General features: G+C 73.7%; 14 protein-coding genes. 9 read left to right on the top strand and 5 right to left on the bottom strand.

Annotation, left to right across the window (positions count from 1 at the left end):
* Nucleotides 1-20 precede the first annotated feature (20 nt).
* Entirely contained in the window at nucleotides 21-524 is a 504-nt protein-coding gene (locus NI25_RS18885; protein ID WP_061443567.1) for an Lrp/AsnC family transcriptional regulator, read from the bottom strand.
* 190 nt (nucleotides 525-714) lie between these two features.
* On the opposite strand from NI25_RS18885, the gene pdhA reads away from it, so the two are divergent.
* From pdhA to NI25_RS18855, 6 genes are all read left to right on the top strand, one after another.
* Nucleotides 715-1,878 carry a pyruvate dehydrogenase (acetyl-transferring) E1 component subunit alpha gene (pdhA, locus tag NI25_RS18880; protein ID WP_061443566.1) on the top strand — a complete coding sequence of 388 codons (1,164 nt, stop codon included), beginning with the start codon at nucleotides 715-717 and terminating at the stop codon, nucleotides 1,876-1,878.
* Nucleotides 1,875-2,879, top strand: coding sequence for an alpha-ketoacid dehydrogenase subunit beta (locus tag NI25_RS18875; RefSeq protein WP_061443565.1), 1,005 nt, complete (start codon nucleotides 1,875-1,877; stop codon nucleotides 2,877-2,879). The genes pdhA and NI25_RS18875 overlap by 4 nt, the downstream gene beginning before the upstream one ends.
* On the top strand, nucleotides 2,879-4,318 hold the full coding sequence (locus NI25_RS18870) for a dihydrolipoamide acetyltransferase family protein (protein ID WP_061443564.1): 1,440 nt from the start codon (nucleotides 2,879-2,881) through the stop codon (nucleotides 4,316-4,318). Before NI25_RS18875 ends, NI25_RS18870 begins: the two co-directional genes overlap by 1 nt.
* A gap of 125 nt (nucleotides 4,319-4,443) precedes the next feature.
* Complete coding sequence (locus NI25_RS18865; protein ID WP_404052088.1) at nucleotides 4,444-5,478, top strand: NTP transferase domain-containing protein; 1,035 nt, start codon at nucleotides 4,444-4,446, stop codon at nucleotides 5,476-5,478.
* Nucleotides 5,478-6,839 (top strand): molybdopterin molybdotransferase MoeA, encoded by a 1,362-nt coding sequence (locus NI25_RS18860; RefSeq protein ID WP_061443563.1) that lies wholly within the window; start codon nucleotides 5,478-5,480, stop codon nucleotides 6,837-6,839. The genes NI25_RS18865 and NI25_RS18860 overlap by 1 nt, the downstream gene beginning before the upstream one ends.
* Entirely contained in the window at nucleotides 6,836-7,933 is a 1,098-nt protein-coding gene (locus NI25_RS18855; RefSeq protein ID WP_061443562.1) for a potassium channel family protein, read from the top strand. The genes NI25_RS18860 and NI25_RS18855 overlap by 4 nt, the downstream gene beginning before the upstream one ends.
* A 101-nt stretch (nucleotides 7,934-8,034) precedes the next feature.
* Here the strand turns inward: NI25_RS18855 and NI25_RS18850 are convergent, their stop codons facing one another.
* Both NI25_RS18850 and NI25_RS18845 read right to left on the bottom strand, forming a co-directional pair.
* The gene (locus tag NI25_RS18850; protein WP_061443561.1) at nucleotides 8,035-8,883 is read right to left on the bottom strand and encodes an ABC transporter permease; all 849 of its coding nucleotides are present in this window, start codon (nucleotides 8,881-8,883) and stop codon (nucleotides 8,035-8,037) included.
* Nucleotides 8,880-9,902, bottom strand: a complete 1,023-nt coding sequence (locus NI25_RS18845) for an ATP-binding cassette domain-containing protein (protein WP_061443560.1) — start codon at nucleotides 9,900-9,902, stop codon at nucleotides 8,880-8,882. Before NI25_RS18845 ends, NI25_RS18850 begins: the two co-directional genes overlap by 4 nt.
* 142 nt (nucleotides 9,903-10,044) lie before the next feature.
* On the opposite strand from NI25_RS18845, the gene NI25_RS18840 reads away from it, so the two are divergent.
* A complete protein-coding gene (locus NI25_RS18840; protein ID WP_061443559.1) occupies nucleotides 10,045-11,025 on the top strand; it encodes an NAD(P)H-quinone oxidoreductase in 981 nt (326 codons plus the stop codon).
* Nucleotides 11,026-11,089: 64 nt separating this feature from the next.
* On the opposite strand, the gene NI25_RS39725 is transcribed toward NI25_RS18840, so the two are convergent.
* Entirely contained in the window at nucleotides 11,090-11,914 is an 825-nt protein-coding gene (locus tag NI25_RS39725; protein ID WP_199560964.1) for a hypothetical protein, read from the bottom strand.
* A 180-nt stretch (nucleotides 11,915-12,094) separates the two neighbouring features.
* On the opposite strand from NI25_RS39725, the gene NI25_RS18830 reads away from it, so the two are divergent.
* Nucleotides 12,095-12,634 (top strand): bacterial proteasome activator family protein, encoded by a 540-nt coding sequence (locus NI25_RS18830; RefSeq protein ID WP_061443558.1) that lies wholly within the window; start codon nucleotides 12,095-12,097, stop codon nucleotides 12,632-12,634.
* Nucleotides 12,635-12,728: 94 nt separating this feature from the next.
* On the opposite strand, the gene NI25_RS18825 is transcribed toward NI25_RS18830, so the two are convergent.
* Nucleotides 12,729-14,390 (bottom strand): protein kinase domain-containing protein, encoded by a 1,662-nt coding sequence (locus NI25_RS18825; RefSeq protein WP_061443557.1) that lies wholly within the window; start codon nucleotides 14,388-14,390, stop codon nucleotides 12,729-12,731.
* A gap of 347 nt (nucleotides 14,391-14,737) precedes the next feature.
* On the opposite strand from NI25_RS18825, the gene NI25_RS18820 reads away from it, so the two are divergent.
* Entirely contained in the window at nucleotides 14,738-16,387 is a 1,650-nt protein-coding gene (locus NI25_RS18820; protein WP_061443556.1) for a protein kinase domain-containing protein, read from the top strand.
* Nucleotides 16,388-16,420: the final 33 nt, after the last annotated feature.

Below are 16,420 nucleotides of genomic sequence, written 5' to 3'. Positions count from 1 at the left end.
GCACCGGAGGAGTGGGGCCCTCAGCCCTGCGGCTCGAGGTCCTCGGTCTCGAAGACCAGCAGCGTGCGGGTGCTGAGCACCTCCGGGATGGCCTGGAGACGGCTGAGCACCAGCTCGCGCAGGGCCCGGTTGTCCGGGGTGTGCACCAGCAGCAGTACGTCGAAGTCGCCGCCCACCAGCGCGATGTGCGAGGCCCCGGGCAGCTTCCGCAGCTCGGCGCGGACCGTGCGCCAGGAGTTCTGGACGATCTTCAGGGTGATGTACGCCGAGGTGCCGTGGCCCGCGCGTTCGTGGTCGACGCGGGCGCCGAAACCGCGGATGACGCCGTCCTCGACGAGCCGGTTGATGCGCGCGTAGGCGTTGGCCCGCGAGACGTGCACCCGCTCCGCGACCGACCGTATGGAGGCGCGGCCGTCCGCCTGGAGCATGCGCAGGATGTCCTGGTCGATGGCGTCCAGCGGGCGCGGGGGCGGCGGGGTGCCGGGCTCGTCCGGGTCGCCGCCCTCCCCGGGGCGATCGGCCATTTGTTCAGATGCCACGTGCCCCCGCCTTCCCCTGGTGGACGTACTGCGTCCATCACAGGCTGTGGAGAACCGTTTGTCCACAGCCTGGGGCCGCCTGTAGCCAAAATGTGCCGACGACCGAACAATCGGTAGGTGAGGCCCGTCACACCCGTGGCGAGCCCGGAGCCGTCTCCCACGAGGAGGTGCCGTCATGACGGTCATGGAGCAGCGGGGCGCGTACCGGCCCACACCGCCGCCCGCCTGGCAGCCCCGTACCGACCCCGCGCCGCTGCTGCCGGACGCCGAGCCCCACCGCGTCCTCGGCACGAAGGCCGCGGACCGCGCCGACACCGAGCTGCTGCGCACGCTGTACGCCCGGCTGGTGCGCGGCCGCCGCTACAACGCGCAGGCCACGGCGTTGACCAAGCAGGGCCGGCTGGCCGTCTACCCCTCCAGCACCGGCCAGGAGGCGTGCGAGATCGCCGCCGCGCTGGTCCTCGAGGAGCGGGACTGGCTCTTCCCCAGCTACCGCGACACCCTCGCGGTCGTCTCGCGCGGTGTCGACCCCGTCGAGGCGCTCACCCTGCTGCGCGGCGACTGGCACACCGGCTACGACCCCTACGAGCACCGGGTCGCCCCGCTGTCCACGCCGCTGGCCACCCAGCTGCCGCACGCCGTGGGCCTCGCCCACGCCGCCCGCCTCAAGGGCGACGACGTGGTCGCGCTGGCCATGGTCGGCGACGGCGGCACCAGCGAGGGCGACTTCCACGAGGCGCTGAACTTCGCCGCCGTCTGGCAGGCCCCGGTCGTCTTCCTGGTGCAGAACAACGGCTTCGCGATCTCCGTCCCGCTCGACAAGCAGACCGCGGCTCCGTCGCTGGCCCACAAGGCCGTCGGCTACGGGATGCCCGGCCGCCTGGTCGACGGCAACGACGCCGCCGCGGTGCACGAGGTCCTGTCCGACGCCGTACGCCGCGCGCGGGCGGGCGGCGGCCCCACGCTGGTGGAGGCGGTGACGTACCGCGTCGACGCGCACACCAACGCCGACGACGCCACGCGCTACCGGGGCGACGCCGAGGTGGAGACCTGGCGCCGGCACGACCCGGTCGAGCTGCTGGAGCGGGAGCTGACCGAGCGCGGCCTGCTCGACGAGGAAGCCATCCGCGCCGCCCGCGAGGACGCCGAGACCATGGCCGCGGACCTGCGCGCCCGGATGAACCGGGACCCGGAACTGGACCCGCTGGACCTGTTCGACCACGTCTACGCCGAGCCCACGCCGCAGTTGCGCGAGCAGCGGGACCAACTGCGTGCGGAGCTGGCGGCGGAGGCGGAGACCGGGGCCGCGACCGCCGCGCCCGAAGGGGGACACCGATGACCACCGTCGCCGTCAAGCCGGCCACCATGGCGCAGGCCCTCACGCGCGCGCTGCGCGACGCCATGGCCGCCGACCCGGGCGTGCACGTCCTCGGCGAGGACGTGGGCACGCTCGGCGGCGTCTTCCGGGTCACCGACGGACTCGCCGCGGAGTTCGGCGAGGACCGCTGCACGGACACCCCGCTCGCCGAGGCGGGCATCCTCGGCACCGCCGTCGGCATGGCGATGTACGGGCTGCGCCCGGTCGTCGAGATGCAGTTCGACGCCTTCGCCTACCCGGCGTTCGAGCAGGTCGTCAGCCATGTCACCAAGATGCGCAACCGCACGCGCGGGAAGATGCCCCTGCCGCTGACCATCCGCATCCCCTACGGCGGCGGGATCGGCGGCGTCGAACACCACAGCGACTCGTCCGAGGCGTACTACATGGCGACTCCGGGGCTCCATGTCGTCACGCCCGCGACCGTCGCCGACGCCTACGGGCTGCTGCGCGCGTCGATCGCCTCCGACGACCCGGTGGTCTTCCTCGAACCCAAGCGTCTGTACTGGTCGAAGGACACCTGGAACCCCGAGGAGCCCGCACCCGTTGAACCGGTGGGCCGCGCGGTGGTGCGGCGCTCGGGCCGGAGCGCCACGCTCATCACGTACGGACCGTCGCTGGCCGTCTGCATGGAGGCGGCGGAGGCGGCCCGGGCCGAGGGCTGGGACCTCGAAGTCGTCGATCTGCGCTCCCTGGTGCCGTTCGACGACGAGACGGTGTGCGCCTCGGTGCGGCGGACGGGACGCGCGGTGGTCGTCCACGAGTCGGGCTCCTTCGGGGGCCCGGGCGGGGAGATCGCGGCCCGGGTCACGGAGCGCTGCTTCCACCACCTGGAGGCGCCGGTGCTGCGGGTGGCCGGATTCGACATCCCGTATCCTCCGCCGATGCTGGAGCGTCACCACCTGCCCGGTGTGGACCGCATCCTGGACGCCGTGGGGCGCCTGCAGTGGGAGGCCGAAAGCTGATGGCACACGCTTCTGAGGGTCGCAGCCTGGAGTTCCGGCTCCCCGACCTCGGTGAGGGGCTCACCGAGGCGGAGATCGTGCGCTGGCTGGTCGAGGTCGGCGACGTGGTCGCCGTCGACCAGCCGGTCGTCGAGGTCGAGACGGCCAAGGCGATGGTCGAGGTGCCCTGCCCCTACGGCGGTGTGGTCACCGCCCGCTTCGGCGAGGAGGGCACGGAGCTGCCCGTCGGGGCGCCGCTGGTGGCCGTGGCGGTGGGCGAGGGCGAGGCGGCTGCCGACGGCCCGGCGCGGGAGCACGGAGCCGGTGCCGCACCGGCGCCGGCCGCCGATCCGCCCGCCGCCGAGCCGAAGGCGGAGGGCTCCGGCAACGTCCTGGTCGGCTACGGCACCTCCGAGGCGCCCGCGCGGCGGCGCAGGGTGCGGCCCGGCCGGCCGGCCGCGACCGGAGCGTCCGGCCGGGCGAACGGCCGCGTGCGCGCGGTGGAACCGGCGGGCGGCGCGGTCGGCACGGCCGAGCCGGTGGACGGTCCGGTCCCGGTCATCTCCCCGTTGGTGCGCAGGCTGGCCCGGCAGCACGACCTGGACCTGCGCGAGCTGACGGGCTCCGGCCCGGACGGGCTGATCCTGCGGGCGGACGTCGAGTACGCGCTGCGGGCCGCCGCCGCTCAGGGCGGCCGTACGGCGGATCGGGAGGCCGGGACCGGCGGGGCGCCGGCCGGCGCCGTGGCCCCCTCCGCCGCCTCGCCCTCCGACGGCACCCGCGTCCCCCTCAAGGGCGTGCGCGGCGCCGTCGCCGACAAGCTCTCCCGCAGCCGGCGCGAGATCCCGGACGCGACCTGCTGGGTGGACGCCGACGCGACCGAGCTGATGCGGGCGCGCGCCGCGATGAACGCGTCCGGCGGGCCGAAGATCTCCCTGGTCGCCCTGCTGGCCCGGATCTGCACGGCCGCCCTGGCCCGCTTCCCGGAGCTGAACTCGACGGTCGACACCGAGGCCCGGGAGATCGTCCGGCTCCAGGGGGTGCACCTCGGCTTCGCCGCCCAGACGGACCGCGGTCTCGTCGTGCCGGTCGTCCGGGACGCGCACGCGCGGGACGCCGAGTCGCTCACCGCGGAGTTCGCCCGGCTGACCGACGCGGCCCGCGCCGGCCGGCTGACCCCGGGGGAGCTGACCGGCGGCACCTTCACGCTGAACAACTACGGCGTGTTCGGCGTCGACGGTTCCACGCCGATCATCAACCACCCCGAGGCGGCCATGCTCGGCGTCGGCCGCATCGTCCCCAAGCCGTGGGTGCACGACGGCGAGTTGGCGGTGCGTCAGGTCGTGCAGCTCTCGCTCACCTTCGACCACCGGGTGTGCGACGGCGGCACGGCGGGCGGTTTCCTGCGGTACGTGGCGGACTGCGTGGAACAGCCGGCGGTGCTGCTGCGGACCCTGTGACGGACCGGTGGTGCTTCCTCGGCACCACCGGGTGACACCCGTGGGCGACGGGGCGCCCGCGCACCCTCCGATCGCGTGGGCTCCCCTGCGTTCCCTGTGATCGCACAGGGGCCCATACTCGTGGGGTGACCGCGTACGAGCCCGTCGGCGACCAACGCGCCGGCAGCGACCCCGCGCCGGATTCCGACGCCGGTCCGGGCCAGGACTCCGCCCCGGGTCCCGGCCCCGCCGGGTACGACGCCGTCGTGCTCGCCGGCGGGGCCGCCCGGCGGCTCGGCGGCGCGGACAAACCCGGCCTGCGGGTGGGTGGCCGCGCGCTGCTCGACCGGGTGCTCGCCGCCTGCGCCGGGGCCCGGGCCACCGTCGTCGTCGCCGAACCCCGGCCCACCGCGCGCCCCGTGACCTGGGCGCGCGAGGACCCGCCCGGCGGCGGGCCGCTCGCCGCCCTCGCCGCCGGACTGCGGCACACCGCGGCGGAGCACGTCCTCGTGGTCTCCGCCGACCTGCCGTTCCTCGCCGGGCCGACCGTCGGGCGGCTGCTGTCGGCCCTCGCCGCGGCCGACGCCGACGGGGTGCTGCTCACCGACGCCGACGGCCGCGACCAGCCCCTCGTCGCCGCCTACCGCGCGTCCGCGCTCCGCCGCGAACTGGCCGCGCTCGCACGGGACGACCGTGCCGACCGGGGCACACGAGCGGCAGACGCGGCAGATCTGACCGGGCTGCCGCTGCGCCGCCTGACCGGCGCTCTGCGCCTCATCCGCCTCCCGGACGCCGTCGCCTCCTTCGACTGCGACACCTGGGACGACATCGCCACCGCAAGGGCACGCATCAGGGAGCATGGTCACGTGTTGGATGAATGGATTTCCGCAGCCAAGGACGAGTTGGGCATCGACCTGGACGTCGACACCAAGGTCCTGCTCGACCTCGCACGCGACGCCGCCCACGGGGTGGCCAGGCCGGCGGCCCCGCTGACCACCTTCCTCGTCGGCTACGCGGCCGGGCGGGCGCAGGGAGGCCCCGAGGCCGTCGCCGAGGCCGCCCGCAAGGCCGCGGCCCTCGCCGTGCGCTGGGCGGAGGAGACCGCCGCCGGGCCGGCCCCGGCGCAGGGGAAGCCCGACGCGGCCCCGGACGCCACCCCCGACACCCGCCCGGACGCCTGATGACCTCCCCCGGCACGCGGGCCGACGCGGAGACCGAGGACCTCGACGTCGAGGAGGCGCTCGCCCTCGTGAGGGACAACCCCGGCCCCGCCCGCCCCGGGCCCGGCGGTCACGGCGCGCCCGCCCCGCACCACCCGGCGGACTCCCACCACCGCGCGACCTCCTGGCCCGAGGCCCGGGCGACCGCCGAGCGTGCCGCCCGCGTGGCCGCCCGTGCCGCCCGCCGCACCCCGGTCTCCGTGCCCCTCGACGCGGCCCTCGGCCTCACCCTGGCCGCCCCTCTGGCCGCCCTCACCGACCTGCCGTCCTTCGACACCTCCGCGATGGACGGCTGGGCCGTCGCGGGGCCGGGCCCCTGGACGGTGCGCGACGAGGGCGTCCTGGCCGGACACGCGGAACCCGGGCCCCTGACCGACGGCGAGGCCGTCCGCATCGCCACCGGTGCACGGATCCCCCCGGACACCACCGCCGTCCTGCGCACCGAGCACGGCCGCACCGACGAACGCGGCCGCCTGCACCCCACCCGCGACGTCGTCCACGGCCAGGACATCCGCCCGCGCGGTCAGGAGTGCCGCAGCGGCGACCAGCTGCTGCCGGTCGGCACCCTCGCGACCCCGGCGGTCCTGGGGCTCGCGGCGGCCGCCGGATACGACACGCTCACGGCGGTCCCCCGCCCCCGCGTCGACGTCCTCGTCCTCGGCGACGAGCTGCTCACCGAGGGCCTCCCGCACGACGGCCTCATCCGGGACGCGCTCGGCCCGATGCTGCCGCCCTGGCTGCGGGCGCTGGGCGCGGAGGTCGGCTCCGTCCGCCGGATCGGCGACGACGCCAAGGCCGTGCACCGCGCCGTCACGACCTCCGACGCCGACCTGATCGTCACCACCGGCGGCACCGCCGCGGGCCCCGTCGACCACGTCCGTCCGACCCTGCGCCGCATCGGCGCCGAACTCCTCGTGGACGGCGTCAAGGTGCGCCCCGGCCACCCCATGCTGCTGGCCCGCCTCAAGGACGACCAGCACCTCGTCGGACTGCCGGGCAATCCCCTGGCCGCCGTCTCCGGACTGCTCACCCTCGCCGAGCCGCTGCTGCGCACACTCGCCGCCCGCCCGGCGCCCGAGCCGTACACGCTGCCGCTGCGGGACGCGGTGCACGGCCACCCGTACGACACCCGGCTCGTGCCGGTCGTGCTGCGCGGGGAGGGCGCCGTACCGCTGCACTACAACGGCCCGGCGATGCTGCGCGGCATCGCGGCCGCCGACGCGCTGGCCGCCGTACCGCCGGGCGGCGCGCGAGCGGGCCAGGAGGCGGAGCTGCTCGACCTGCCCTGGGCGACCGGCGGAATCGGGGTGTGTTTCACGTGAAACTTCCGGGCCAGGACGCGATCGCCCGCCAGGCGGACGAACACCTGGTGACCCACAAGGTGAAACTCCCCAGGAAACTGGTGGAGCACCCGTTCCGCCAGGTCGCCAAGCGGTTGTCCGTAGCCCTGGTGGTCCTCGTGGTGACGGCCGTCATCGTGTACGCGGACCACGACGGCTACACCGACAACTCGGACGGTTCCGTCGACCTCCTCGACTCCTTCTACTACGCCACCGTCACCCTCTCCACCACGGGGTACGGCGACATCACACCGGTCAGCGACGCCGCCCGGCTGACCAACATCTTCGTCATCACGCCCCTGCGCGTGCTGTTCCTGATCATCCTGGTCGGCACCACGCTGGAAGCCCTCACCGAGCGCACTCGGGAGGAGTGGCGCCTGAACCGCTGGAGGTCCGCCTTGCGCGATCACACCGTCGTCGTCGGCTTCGGTACCAAGGGGCGGTCGGCGATCCAGACCGTCTGCGCGACCGGGCTGCGCAAGGACCAGGTGGTCGTGGTCGACCCCAGCGGAAAGGCCATCGAGGCCGCGACGGCCCACGGCTACGCGGGCGTGGTCGGCGACGCCACCCGCAGCGACGTGCTCAACCGGGCCGAGGTGTACCGGGCGAAGCAGATCATCATCGCCACCCAGCGCGACGACACGGCCGTGCTGGTCACGCTGACCGCGCGGCAGCTCAACCGCGGGGCGAAGATCGTGGTCGCGGTCCGCGAGGAGGAGAACGCGCCGCTGCTGAAGCAGTCCGGAGCCGACGCCGTGATCACCAGTGCCAGTGCCGCCGGGCGGCTGCTCGGGCTCTCCGTGCTCAGCCCCGCCGCCGGCATGGTCATGGAGGACCTCATCAGCCAGGGCAGCGGACTCGACCTCATCGAGCGGCCCGTCATAAAGGCCGAGGCGGGGAAGAACCCCCGGGAGGTGGACGACCTGGTGGTGAGCGTGATCCGCGGCCACCGGGTCCTGGGGTACGACGACCCGGCCGTCGGCGGGCTGGAGCTGACGGACCGCCTGATCACGATCGTACGGGCGACGCCGGCCACCCATGTGACGCCCGACGCCCGCCCGCTCCCCCGCGACTGAGCCGCTGCTCGCGGGCCGGTCGCGGGGTCGGGGTCCGGTTTGTGCGGGTCGTGGTCCGGCTGCGGGTCGTGGTCCGGTCGTGGGCCGTGGCCCGGGAGGGGCTACTTGCGGTTGTAGAGCCGCATCGTGACCGGGCCGAAGACCAGCAGGAACAGGCCCGCCCAGCCCAGCGTCCAGGCGATCTCGACGCCGGGCCAGTCGCCCGCCATCAGGCCGCGCACCGCGGACGCCAGGTGGGTGATCGGGCTGTTGTTGACGAAGGCCTGCAGCCAGCCCGGCATGGTCTTCGGGTCGACGAAGACGTTGGACAGGAAGGTGAGCGGGAAGATCACCATCATGCTGACGCTCATCACCGACTTCTCGGTGCGCAGCATCAGCCCGAACATCGTCCAGATCCACGAGAAGGCGAACGAGAAGAGCAGCAGCAGCGCGATCCCGGCGACCACGCCCACGAACCCGCCGTCGGGCCGGTAGCCGAGCAGCAGCCCGACGCACAGCATGACGACGGACGCGATGGTGTAGCGCAGCGCGTCGCCGAGGAGATAGCCGACCATCGCCGAGGGCCGCCAGATCGGCAGCGAGCGGATGCGGTCGAAGACGCCCTTCTCGATGTCGATGTTCACCGAGACGCCGGTGTACATCGTGATCATCACGACCGACATCACGAGGATGCCCGGCAGCACGAACTGGATGTACTCACCGGGCGAACCCGCCAGCGCACCGCCGAAGAGGTACGTGAACATCAACAGGTTCATGATCGGGAAGGCGGTGACGTCGAAGAGCTGCTCCGGCACGTGCTTGATCTTGAGGATCGCGCGCCATCCGAACGTCAGTGACGTGGACAGGGCGCTGGGCCGCGGCGGCCGCTCCCGGGTGACCAGCAGGGCCGCCAGCGACTCGGTGCTGACCGGGGACAGTTCCTTGTTCTCAGTGCCCGTGGCCGTGCTCATGCCGCCACCTCGTCCTTCGCGTCGGTGCCGGAGCCGGGAGGGGTGCTCTGGCCGGTGTCGTGCCCGGTCAGCGCCAGGAACACCTCGTCGAGGCTGGGCTGTCCGAGGGAGAAGCTGTCGACGGTGATGCCGGCCCGGGCCAGCTCACCGAGTGCCTTGGCGGCCTGGTCGGCGGCGGTGTCACCGGCCGCCGTGCCGAGCCGCGCGGTCAGCGCCACCGGGTCGGGCTCCAGCTGCACCTCGGCGACCAGCAGGTTCCGCAGCACCCGCTCGGCCTCGGGCCGTTCCTCCGCGTCCCGCAGCCGCAGATGGACGGAGCCGGCGCCGACGGACGCCTTCAGCTCGCCCTTGGTGCCCTCGGCGATCACCCGCCCCTTGTCGATGACGGCGATCCGGGACGCCAGCTGGTCGGCCTCGTCCAGGTACTGCGTGGTCAGCAGCACGGTCGTGCCCTGGGCGACGACCGCGCGCACGATGTCCCACACCTGGTTGCGGCTGCGTGGGTCGAGCCCGGTGGTGGGCTCGTCGAGGAAGAGCAGGTCGGGGGTGTTGAGGATGGAGGCGGCGATGTCGATGCGCCGCCGCATACCGCCGGAGTAGTGCTTGACCTGCTTCGCCGCGGCCTCCGTCAGCCCGAAGGCCGCCAGCAGCTGGTCGCCCCGCTCCCGCGCGGCCGCCTTGCCGTGCCCGAGCAGCCGGCCCAGGAGCACCAGGTTCTCGGTGCCGGTGAGGTCCTCGTCCACGGAGGCGTACTGCCCGGTCAGGCTCACCCGGCCGCGCACCTCGTCCGCCTCGTGCACGACGTCGTGACCGAAGACGCGGGCGTGGCCCTCGTCCGGCCGCAGGAGGGTGGCGAGCATCTTCACCGTGGTGGTCTTGCCCGCGCCGTTCGGGCCGAGAACGCCGTAGACCGTGCCGGCGGGCACCGCGAGGTCCACCCCGTCCACGGCCCGGGTCTCACCGAACGTCTTCACCAGGCCCGCGGTCTCGATGGCGAGTCCGGACGTGTGCGTGCTCATGCTGTGGGTCCTTCCGCGTTCTCGGCGTACGCGTTCTTGGGCTACGCATGGGGAGACCTTTACCGTCGCGCAAACTCATCGGCGACGCACGGGGATTTTCCGGCAGGGGGAGACGGGGCCGCGGGGGAGTAGCGTCGCCCTCATGCATGCGATCACGATTTCCGAACCCGGAGGCCCCGAGGCGCTGGTGTGGGCCGAGGTCCCCGATCCGCAGCCCGGCGAGGGCGAGGTCCTGGTCGAGGTGACGGCCAGCGCCGTCAACCGCGCCGACATCATGCAGCGCCAGGGCTTCTACGACCCCCCGCCCGGCGCCTCCCCCCACCCCGGCCTGGAGTGCTCCGGCCGGGTCGCCGCGCTCGGCCCGGGGGTGTCCGGCTGGGCCGTCGGCGACGAGGTGTGCGCGCTGCTCGCGGGCGGCGGCTACGCGGAGAAGGTCGTCGTCCCGGCCGGACAGCTGCTGCCGGTGCCGCAGGGCGTCGACCTGAAGTGGGCGGCGGCGCTGCCCGAGGTGGTCTGCACGGTCTGGTCGAACGTCTTCATGGTCGCCCACCTGCGGCCCGGCGAGACGCTGCTCGTGCACGGCGGCTCCAGCGGCATCGGCACGATGGCGATCCAGCTGGCCAAGGCCGTCGGCGCGAAGGTCGCGGTGACCGCGGGCACCAAGGAGAAGCTGGAGCGCTGTGCCGAGCTGGGCGCGGACGTCCTGATCAACTACCGGGAGCAGGACTTCGTCGCCGAGATCAAGGATGCGACGGGCGGCGCGGGCGCCGACGTCATCCTCGACAACATGGGCGCGAAGTACCTCGACCGCAACGTCCGGGCCCTGGCCGTGAACGGCCGGCTCGCGATCATCGGCATGCAGGGCGGACGGAAGGGCGAGCTGGACATCGGCACGCTCCTCGCCAAGCGCGCCGCCGTCAGCGCCACCTCGCTGCGGGCCCGCCCCCTGGAGGAGAAGGCGGCCATCGTGGCGGCCGTACGGGAGCACGTCTGGCCGCTGTTCTCCGGGGGCCACGTCCGTCCGGTCGTCGACCGCGAGATGCCGATGAGCGAGGCCGCGGAGGGTCACCGGGTGGTGGAGGAGAGCGGGCACATCGGCAAGGTGCTGCTGGTCACCGCGTAGACGGCTCGGGGACGGGGCTCGCAGGCGGCGGACCCGGCCGGCACGGTCGGTGCGCGGCGGGTCCCTACCCCCGGCGCAGGCGCAGTCCCACGAGGCCCAGGGCCAGGCCGAGGCCGATGAGGACCAGCCCGGTGCCCAGCGGGAGGACTCGCAGGACCGGCTCGGCGGCCCCCTGGGCTGCCACACCGGTCCGCGCCCCGGACCGGGACGGGGAGACCGAGGGGGCGGGGGCGGCCGCGGTCTGTCCGGGCGGGACGGCGGTGGCGGCGGTGGCCGGTTCCTCGGGGACGTCGTCGCCGCGGTCGCCGTCCCGGTGCCGGCCGGTGCTTCCGTCCGTACCGTCGTGTTCCGGCTCGCGCTCCTCGGCGCGGCCGGGCCGCTGCCGTCCCTCGCCCGGCACGCCCCCGGCCCGGGAGGGCCCGGGGTCCGCCGTGGCGCGGGACGCCGACGAGGCGGGGGAAGAGGGGGAGGGCTTGGCGGAACCGCGCCCCGCACCGTCCGAGGGGCCGGGGTCCGGGGCGGGCCGGGAGGCGGACGGCGGGTCCGGGCGCTGCTCCGGGCGGTCGGGGCCGGCGGGGCGCCGGGGACGTTCGTGACCGCCCCGCCCGTCGTGGGTGGCGGAGCCGTCCGGACCGGCGTCCACACCCGGCTCCGAACCGCGCTCCGGCGAGGAGGACCCGGGGGACGGGGCCACCGCCGGGGCCGGCGGCCCCGCCAACGCGGCGGCCGGTTTCGCCACGACCGTGGTGATCGGCCGGGCCGGCGCCGTCGCGAGGGTCTCGGCCGTGGCGCGGGCCGGGGCCGTGCCGTACGGGGACACCACCGCGCCGACCCCCAGGGCGGCGCCCACCAGCCCCGTCGTCCGCAATGTCCGCAGCCATGGAGTCACGTCCGTGACCCCCTCCCGGTGTCACCCGTCGTGGATAGCGTCGTGGAAGTCGTGGAAAACGACGGAACTAGCCTCACACCGGTCGGCGATACCGGCATTCCGGGCGCCGCCGAACGCGTGGAGGCCGGTTTCCCCGGGGCAGCACCCGTTCGCGGGGCACGGGTGAGAGACAATGGCGGCATGGAAATGCCGAGGAACGACAGGTCGCCGGAGAACCCCCAGATCCTGGTCGTCGGCCAGGACGGAATGGCGCTCAGCGGCGGCGGGGACGACGAATCCCGCGAGATCCCGGTGACCGAGCAGGTGGAACAGCCTGCCAAGGTCATGCGGATCGGCAGCATGATCAAGCAGCTGCTCGAAGAGGTGCGGGTCGCGCCCCTGGACGAGGCGAGCCGGGTCCGGCTCAAGGAGATCCACGCCAGCTCGGTGAAGGAGCTGGAGGACGGCCTGGCCCCCGAGCTGGTGGAGGAGCTGGAGCGGCTCTCCCTGCCCTTCACGGACGACGGCACCCCCACCGACGCGGAACTGCGGATCGCCCAGGCACAGTTGGTCGGCTGGCTGGAGGGTCTCTTCCACGGCATCCAGACCACGCTGTTCGCCCAGCAGATGGCCGCGCGGGCCCAGCTGGAGCAGATGCGCCGCGCGCTTCCGCCCGGCGTCGCCCCCGAGGGCGAGGAGACCCCGCACCCGGGCGGCCGATCCGGCGGCCCCTACCTGTAGAAACGGCGTCCGACGAACATCGGGAAGGGCCCCGCGGCACTCGCCGCCGGGCCCTTCCCCATGTCTCGTCAGCCGCCCGTCACGGGCTCGGGGCTCACTCGCCGGCCGGGTTGCCCGTCGACACCTTGAGCTGGATCGTCGGCATGTTCTCCGGGTCGACGTCCGTGCCGGCGACGGGGAACTGGTCCCGGACCGAGCCCTCGCCGTACGTGTTCTCGTCGACCTCGACGACCTTCATCTGCCAGCCCGCGGCGTTGAAGCACTCCTTGACCGAGCCGATGTACTTGAACGTGAAGTCCGGCACCTTGATCTTGTCCGGGTCGTTGTACGACTCCTCCGGCTCGGTGCACTCGTCCGCTTCGATCGTCTTCGTCTTGTCCGGCCCGCGGTAGCCCGCCGCCTTCGTCGGCGCCGCGGACACGCTCGCCGATCCGCCGCCGCCCGCCTCCGGGTCCTCGTCCCCGCCGCCGTTCATCAGCAGCGCGGCGATCAGCCCGCCGACGGCCACCAGGGCGACCACGACCGAGCCGATGATCACCGGCTTGTTGCCCTTGCCCCCGCCGGAGGAGCCGGAGCCCGCGGTGGACGGCGTCAGGTTGTACGGCGGCGGCGTGGACGCGCCCTGCTGCTGCCCGTACGGCGAGGGGGCGGGCGTCTGGTAGCCGCCCTGCTGCGGATAGCCGTACGCCGGCGAGTGCGCCGCCGGGGCCGGGGTGCCGTACGGGTTGGGGCCGGGGGCCGGCGTCGGCTGGTACGGCGTCTGCACGGGGCCCGTGGGCGCCGGGGTGCTCTGGTCGACCGGCGGGAAGACCGCGGAGCCGACACCCGCGCCGTTCGACGTCTGGGCGCCGGGCACGATGCTCGGCGGGGCCGCCTGGAAGGAGGACGCCACCCGCAGGCACTCGTCGCGCATGGCCTCGGCGCTGGGGAAGCGTTCGTTGGGGTTCTTCTTCAGCGCCCGGGCGACCAGCGCGTCCACCGCCGGGGGCAGGGCGCGGTTGACGGTGGACGGGGCCACCGGCTCCTCCTGCACGTGCGCGTACGCGATCGCGAGCGGCGAGTCGGCGTCGAACGGCAGGCGCCCGGTGACGAGTTGGAACAGCATGATGCCGACCGAGTACAGGTCGGAGCGGGCGTCGACGCCTCGGCCGAGCGCCTGCTCCGGCGACAGGTATTGCGGGGTGCCGACGACCATGCCGGTCTGCGTCATCGAGGTCACGCCGGACTGCATGGCACGGGCGATGCCGAAGTCCATCACCTTGACCACGCCGCGCTTGGTCATCATCACGTTGCCCGGCTTGATGTCCCGGTGGACCAGGCCCATCTCGTGGCTGATCTCCAGCGCGGCCAGCACGTCCGCGGTGATCTTCAGCGCCTTGTCGGCGGGCATCGCGCCCTGCTGCCGCACGTCCTCGTCGAGCACGGAGCCCAGCGGCCGGCCCTCGACGTACTCCATGACGATGTAGGGAGTCGTCAGGCCGTTCAGCTCGTCCTCGCCGGTGTCGAAGACCGAGACGATATTGGTGTGCGTGAGCTTCGCCACGGCCTGCGCCTCGCGGCGGAAGCGTTCGCGGAAGGCCTGTTCGCGGCCGAGCTCGGTGTGCAGCGTCTTGATCGCGACCTGACGGTCGAGCACCGAGTCGTACGCCAGGTGCACGGAGGCCATGCCGCCCTCGCCGAGCAAGTCGCGCAGCTGGTAACGGCCGCCGGCGAGTGCCCGCCCCGCGTACCGTCCCTGTCCGGCGTCCTGGCTCATGTCTCTGCGTCCCCCATTGGCGGCGGGCGCCGGTGGCAGCGGCACGCGCGCTTGTGATCGAAAGTGCTATTCCCGGCCAAGTCTGCCCCAGGGCACCGACACGTCAAGCGCGGTGCCCGTTCCGTGACCGTACGCGAAAGAAGCGTCGCGGAAGCGTTACAGCCGGCGTACTGCCGGTACACGGAATTTGCACGAGAGTACGGAACCAGGGTTTCATGACCGGTCCGTCTCATGTCCGGTCCCGGCGCCCCATCCCGGACCGGAGGCCCCCGCGAAGGCTGTAGCGTGGCCGACGGAGACCGTAACAACACCGCGCGTACCGCGGGCAGAAACGACGGCGAGGACTGATGGCACAGCAGCAGCGCGCCCAGGGCCCGTCCGAACCCGAGGCATCTGGCGGCGGTATGTCTGACGCGCCGGAGAACTGGGGCAACGGCGGCCTGGTCGGCGACGGCCGGTACCGGCTGACCCGCAGGCTCGGGCGGGGCGGCATGGCCGAGGTGTTCGCAGCCGAGGACGTCCGTCTGGGCCGCACCGTGGCGGTCAAGCTGCTGCGCGCGGACCTCGCCGAGGACCCGGTCTCCAAGGCGCGCTTCACGCGCGAGGCACAGTCGGTGGCAGGCCTCAACCACCATGCCATCGTGGCCGTGTACGACTCGGGCGAGGACGTCGTCGGCGGCCAGTCCGTGCCGTACATCGTGATGGAGATCGTCGAGGGCCGCACCATCCGCGACCTCCTCCTCAACGCCGAGGCGCCCGGCCCCGAGCAGGCGCTGATCATCGTCTCCGGTGTCCTCGAGGCGCTCGCCTACTCCCACCAGCACGGCATCGTGCACCGCGACATCAAGCCCGCCAACGTCATCATCACCAACGCGGGCGCGGTGAAGGTGATGGACTTCGGCATCGCGCGCGCCCTGCACGGCGCGCAGTCGACGATGACCCAGACCGGCATGGTCATGGGCACTCCCCAGTACCTCTCCCCCGAGCAGGCCCTCGGCAAGGCCGTCGACCACCGCTCCGACCTGTACGCGACCGGCTGCCTCCTCTACGAACTCCTCGCGCTGCGCCCGCCGTTCACCGGCGAGACGCCGCTGTCGGTGGTCTACCAGCACGTGCAGGACATTCCGACGCCACCGTCCGAGGTCTCCGACGCCACCCCGCCGGAGCTGGACGGCCTGGTGATGCGCTCGCTGGCCAAGGAGCCCGACGACCGCTTCCAGACCGCCGAGGAGATGCGCGGCCTGGTCCAGTACGGCCTGCAGATGCTGTACGAGCAGGGCGGCCACACCGGCACCTGGAACACCGGCCCGGTCGCCGCGCACGACGGCCGGCACACCCCCGCGGCCAGCCTCGCGGGCACGACGGTGATGCCGCACCCCGACCACCACGGTGCGTCGGGCACCCAGCAGATCCCCCAGCCGATCCTGCCGAACGGCTACGGCGGGGGCGACGACGGCGGCTTCGAGGGCCACGGCAACAAGGGCAGCGGCCGCGGCAAGCTGTGGATACTGGCCGTCCTCGCGGTGATCGCCATCGCGGCCGGCGTCGCGCTGGCCCTCAACAACGGCGACGGCGGCAAGGGCGGCACCGAGACGGACAAGAGCCCGTCGGCGAGCACGTCGCAGAGCAGCAGCGAGGAGACGCCCAGTTCGTCGCCCAGCGACGAGCAGACCCAGGAGACCACCGACCCGGGCTCCGAGCAGGGCTCGGGCGGGGGCGGCAACGGCGACGGGGACTGGGACCGGCCGTACACGCCGTCGTACGAGCCTTCGCGGCCCGAGACGGGAGACCCGACCGGCGACCCGACCGGTGGCGGTGAGACGCCTGGTGACGGCGAGCCGTCGGGCGGCGGTGAGACCCCCGGCGGCGGTGACGGTGAGACCCCCGGCGGCGGTGGCGGTGAGACGCCGGGCGGCGGTGACCAGACGGGCGGCGGCGATCAGCCGACGGGCGGCGCGACCGGCGCTCCCGGGGGTTCCGAGGGCGGCACGGGCTGACCCGTCTCACACCTTCCACGCGCGCGTGCGGCC

Source organism: Streptomyces sp. CCM_MD2014, assembly GCF_000772045.1.
Taxonomy (GTDB): Bacteria; Actinomycetota; Actinomycetes; order Streptomycetales; family Streptomycetaceae; genus Streptomyces; species Streptomyces salinarius.
Note: the sequence above shows the minus strand (reverse complement) of the source record. Positions and strands in the feature narration are given on the sequence as shown.

Excerpts from the sequence above, each read along its gene's own strand:
- NI25_RS18825 (WP_061443557.1), bottom strand. The coding sequence starts at position 14,390 with ATGAGCCAGGACGCCGGACAGGGACGGTACGCGGGGCGGGCACTCGCC.
- NI25_RS18870 (WP_061443564.1), top strand. The coding sequence starts at position 2,879 with ATGGCACACGCTTCTGAGGGTCGCAGCCTGGAGTTCCGGCTCCCCGAC.
- NI25_RS18885 (WP_061443567.1), bottom strand. The coding sequence starts at position 524 with ATGGCCGATCGCCCCGGGGAGGGCGGCGACCCGGACGAGCCCGGCACC.
- NI25_RS18860 (WP_061443563.1), top strand. The coding sequence starts at position 5,478 with ATGACCTCCCCCGGCACGCGGGCCGACGCGGAGACCGAGGACCTCGAC.
- NI25_RS18845 (WP_061443560.1), bottom strand. The coding sequence starts at position 9,902 with ATGAGCACGCACACGTCCGGACTCGCCATCGAGACCGCGGGCCTGGTG.
- NI25_RS18850 (WP_061443561.1), bottom strand. The coding sequence starts at position 8,883 with ATGAGCACGGCCACGGGCACTGAGAACAAGGAACTGTCCCCGGTCAGC.
- NI25_RS18840 (WP_061443559.1), top strand. The coding sequence starts at position 10,045 with ATGCATGCGATCACGATTTCCGAACCCGGAGGCCCCGAGGCGCTGGTG.
- NI25_RS18830 (WP_061443558.1), top strand. The coding sequence starts at position 12,095 with ATGGAAATGCCGAGGAACGACAGGTCGCCGGAGAACCCCCAGATCCTG.
- pdhA (WP_061443566.1), top strand. The coding sequence starts at position 715 with ATGACGGTCATGGAGCAGCGGGGCGCGTACCGGCCCACACCGCCGCCC.
- NI25_RS18820 (WP_061443556.1), top strand. The coding sequence starts at position 14,738 with ATGGCACAGCAGCAGCGCGCCCAGGGCCCGTCCGAACCCGAGGCATCT.
- NI25_RS18875 (WP_061443565.1), top strand. The coding sequence starts at position 1,875 with ATGACCACCGTCGCCGTCAAGCCGGCCACCATGGCGCAGGCCCTCACG.